The sequence below is a fragment of the Neisseria sp. P0022.S010 genome, assembly GCF_051956635.1.
The window spans coordinates 1-3,828 of record NZ_JBQCXF010000278.1; the positions used below are offsets into that span (position 1 = coordinate 1).

The following is a 3,828-nucleotide window of genomic DNA, read 5'->3' on the forward strand; positions in this document are numbered from 1 at the left end:
ATCCTTGCCGCTGCCCTGCCGTGCGCATGGGCGGACATGCCAAAAAAACACCGCGACACCCCGCAATTCGCCGTCGTCGGTTACGGCAAACTCGGCGGTAAAGAACTCGGCTACGCCTCCGACCTCGACCTCGTCTATCTCTACGACGATCCCCATCCCGATGCAGGCGACGTGTACAGCCGTCTTGCCCGCCGCCTGACCAACTGGCTTTCCGCCGCCACCGGCGCAGGCAGCCTCTACGAAACCGACCTGCGCCTGCGGCCCAACGGCGACGCCGGATTCCTCGCCCACAGCATCGCCGCCTTCGAAAAATACCAGCGCAAAAACGCATGGACATGGGAACACCAGTCCCTCACCCGCGCCCGTTTCATCTGCGGCACACCCGAAATTCAGACGGCCTTCGACCGCATCCGCACCGAAATGCTGACTGCTGAACGCGACCAAACCGTTTTAGCAGGCGAAATCATCGAAATGCGCGAAAAAATGTTCCCCACCCATCCGCCTGCCGACAGCAACGTCAAATACGCGCGCGGCGGCGTGGTCGACGTCGAATTTATCGTCCAATATCTGATACTTGCCCATGCCCTCCAGTATCCGCAACTCTTGGACAACTACGGCAACATCGCCCTGTTGAACATCGCCGCCGACTGCGGCCTCATCGACAAAACCCTAGCCGAACAAAGCCGCACCGCCTACCGCTTCTACCGCCAGCAGCAACACAACACCAAACTGCGCGATGCAGAAAAAACCGAAGTAACGGACGAATTGCTGACCCACTATGGCAATGTGCGAAAACTGTGGCAGGAAGTATTCGGGGCAGAAGTAAAGTTCGGATAAGTAGCCATTCATCCGATTAAGGCATACTTTCGGGCATAAAAAACGTTGTTTGGTGAACCTAATAAAAAGGCCGTCTGAAACTTTTCAGACGGCCTTTTATGGTATTTATTCTTCTTCCTCTTCCTCTTCCTGTTCTGCCTCTGCAGGTTTTTCAAGGAAGTTGCCTGCCAACCACAGTAAAGCGCCACTACCCGTAATGCCTGCTTTAATCCATAGGGCGGTATCTTCGACCCATTCGTAAATCCAGGCCAAAACTTTTGGTACCACGTTCATATAATTCAAACCGAATGCCAAATCGATCGCAAATCTTTTCCGCTGTTCTTGAAAGAATGCGAATTTCGGTTTAACTTCGGCATACCGTCTCAACGGTTTAAAATCCTGCGGGATTGGTGTCGAATTTAGAGCTAATCTACGTTAGCCCCAAATATTTTGGAGAATGGCTATTTGTCCAAAACTTTAGCATTGACTAACAAGCGCACCGCTGTACCTTCATAACGCTGGTTCAACCACGCCTGTAAGCGTTCGTGATCTTTGGCAGGCAGAGGCTCCTTAAATTCGAGCGAGACCACGACAATATCGTTACTTATGTCTGCCTGTTTGTTTTGACTGCTTTCAGGCTGCTCCTGTGTAGTGGGTGCCGTTTGCGCTTTCTCCCAAACCAAGCCGCGTCCGACAACGATTTTTTCCGCTTCCGGATATTGGGCTTTTAATTCCTTGAGTACCGCAGCATCGTCAGCACCGGCAGTTTTACCTGCAAGCACGGTATCTATGTAGGCTTGTTGCTCTTTCAACTCATTTTGCTGCTGCGCCGAGTTGTTTCGGCTTGCCAGCAATTCTTCGATTTTAGCATCGTCCCCTCCCGCATAGACCACGTTGACCTTCGGCGCTTTCACACCTGACACTTCAAGGCTCTTCACCAATAAGGCAGAAATTTTCTCAGCATTGCCCGTTCCGTTGACAATCAGACCGACCATATTTTCTCTGTGGTTCAAAATCTTACGCAGCACGAAAAAACCTTCCTGTTGCTGTGCGGTGGCAATGGCGGAATTGGCTTTGGTGTTGAAGATCTCCTGACGCACCAGTCCTGATGCCATATAGCCGCTCGGAATCATCACAGCCAGTACGACGGCGGTAATAATGATACTTTGCAACCGGCGTTTGGATTCCGTTACCAACCCCCTGCGCGGCAGCTTGAGCAGCTTGGAAAACAACAAGGTCGAAAAAGCGATGAACACGCAGTTGATGGCAAACAGATAAAAAGCGCCGAAAAAATATTGCCAGTTGCCATGAGCCAGTCCGTAGCCCGCGGTACACAGTGGCGGCATCAATGCGGTCGCAATCGCCACACCCGGTATGGCATTGCCTCCTTCTTTTCGGGTCTGCGCCACAATGCCCGCACTACCGCCGAAGAAGGCAATCAACACATCCCAAAGAGTCGGCTGAGTACGCGCCAAAAGCTCACTTTGCGCCTCTTTAAGCGGGGTTAACAGGAAATACAACGTAGCGGTAATCAAGCTGATGACGACAAATATAATAATATTGCGTGCCGCTTGGCGGATCAGCGTAGTATCGCCGACCGCCAAACCATAACCCATACCGACTATCGGCCCCATCAACGGCGAAATCAACATTGCGCCGATCACTACCGCCGTGCTGTTGACATTCAGACCGATACTCGCCACAGCAATGGCAAATATCAATACCCACATATTGGTTCCGGACACCCGAGTATTGGCACGAATGACGGAATCGATTTTGTCAGGATGAGCTTGGTCATGTGCAAGATTGAACACATCTTGCAATTTGGTCATGGCAACGTTGTCTGCTACTTCCTGTTTTTTACTATTTTCTTGTTCTAGTTCTTGCATGTTCTTACCTTTATGCCGAGGATAAATAAAGTACTGCCCAAGCTTTTCATCATTATTCCTTATAAAATCAAATGGGTGCATCAAAGCCAATCAACAGGTGCAATGATGCTGAGTGAATGTAAATATGTCAAAAGATGACATTATAGTAGGTTTTATGTAAGGAAGATTTTTTGTTTACGTAGTACTGATTTAGCTTAAGCATGATCTGCAAAAACTGTTCTCATTTTCTGTCGATATTGTGATACAGCAAAACAAGTTCTAAAATATGCTGCTTATTTAGATATTAAAAACAAGGAGAAACTGATGTCTAAGGTTGCGGTACTCGGTGGCGGTCTTTCGGGTCGTCTGATGGCGTTCCAACTGGCAGAGCAGGGCATTTCGGTCGAGTTGTTTGAGAAAGGCGAACGCGACGGCGCGCAAGCCGCCGCTTATGTTGCTGCGGCCATGTTGGCGCCGTCTGCAGAAGCGGTGGAGGCAACGCCCGAAGTCATTCGTTTGGGCAAACAAAGCATTGCGCTTTGGCGCGCGATTGTCGGCCGTCTGAATACGCCGGTGATGATGCAGGAAAACGGCAGCCTGATTGTTTGGCACACGCAGGACAAGCCGCTTTCTGCCGAGTTTGCACGTCATTTGAAGCGCGGCGGCGTGGCGGAACATGAAACCATACGTTGGAACGCGGATGAAATCGCGGCAAACGAGCCGCAACTGGCCGGGAGGTTTTCAGACGGCCTGTATCTGCCGACGGAAGGGCAGTTGGACGGACGTCAAGTATTGAATGCGCTTGCCGATGCTTTGGAATCAATGAATGTGGCGTGCCATTGGTCGTGCGAACGCGAAGTCGAAGATTTGGCGGCGCAATACGATTGGGTCATCGACTGCCGCGGTTATGGTGCAAAGAGCGCGTGGAACAGGCCGTCTGAAAGCGTTTTGCGCGGCATACGCGGCGAAGTGGCACGCGTTTACGCACCCGAAATCGAGTTGTCCCGCCCCGTGCGTCTGCTGCATCCGCGCTATCCTTTGTATATCGCGCCGAAGGAAAACCATATTTTTGTGATTGGTGCGACCCAAATCGAAAGCGAAAGCCAAGCGCCGGCCAGCGTGCGTTCCGGTTTGGAACTTTTGT

3 protein-coding genes and 2 pseudogenes are annotated in these 3,828 nt (G+C 51.2%); 3 read left to right on the forward strand and 2 right to left on the reverse strand.

The window, feature by feature from the left end:
• A pseudogene (locus ACTHUT_RS15260) lies at positions 1–837 on the forward strand (bifunctional [glutamate--ammonia ligase]-adenylyl-L-tyrosine phosphorylase/[glutamate--ammonia-ligase] adenylyltransferase); the annotation flags it as partial.
• 105 nt (positions 838–942) lie between these two features.
• Here the strand turns inward: ACTHUT_RS15260 and ACTHUT_RS15265 are convergent.
• On the reverse strand, positions 943–1,110 hold the full coding sequence (locus tag ACTHUT_RS15265) for a cell division protein (RefSeq protein WP_250601419.1): 168 nt from the start codon (positions 1,108–1,110) through the stop codon (positions 943–945).
• On the opposite strand from ACTHUT_RS15265, the pseudogene ACTHUT_RS15270 reads away from it, so the two are divergent.
• Positions 1,075–1,239, forward strand: a pseudogene (locus ACTHUT_RS15270) (IS1595 family transposase); the annotation flags it as partial. The gene ACTHUT_RS15265 and the pseudogene ACTHUT_RS15270 sit on opposite strands and share 36 nt — an antisense overlap.
• 38 nt (positions 1,240–1,277) lie before the next feature.
• Here ACTHUT_RS15270 and ACTHUT_RS15275 read toward each other — a convergent pair.
• Positions 1,278–2,705, reverse strand: a complete 1,428-nt coding sequence (locus ACTHUT_RS15275) for a TIGR00341 family protein (protein WP_049351622.1) — start codon at positions 2,703–2,705, stop codon at positions 1,278–1,280.
• A 303-nt stretch (positions 2,706–3,008) separates the two neighbouring features.
• Here ACTHUT_RS15275 and ACTHUT_RS15280 point away from each other — a divergent pair.
• Positions 3,009–3,828: FAD-dependent oxidoreductase (locus ACTHUT_RS15280; protein ID WP_440418989.1), on the forward strand; the 820-nt coding region annotated here is incomplete at its 3' end.

Bases quoted from the DNA above. Each gene is read 5' to 3' on its own strand.
- ACTHUT_RS15275 (WP_049351622.1), bottom strand. From the start codon at position 2,705: ATGCAAGAACTAGAACAAGAAAATAGTAAAAAACAGGAAGTAGCAGAC.
- ACTHUT_RS15265 (WP_250601419.1), bottom strand. From the start codon at position 1,110: ATGAACGTGGTACCAAAAGTTTTGGCCTGGATTTACGAATGGGTCGAA.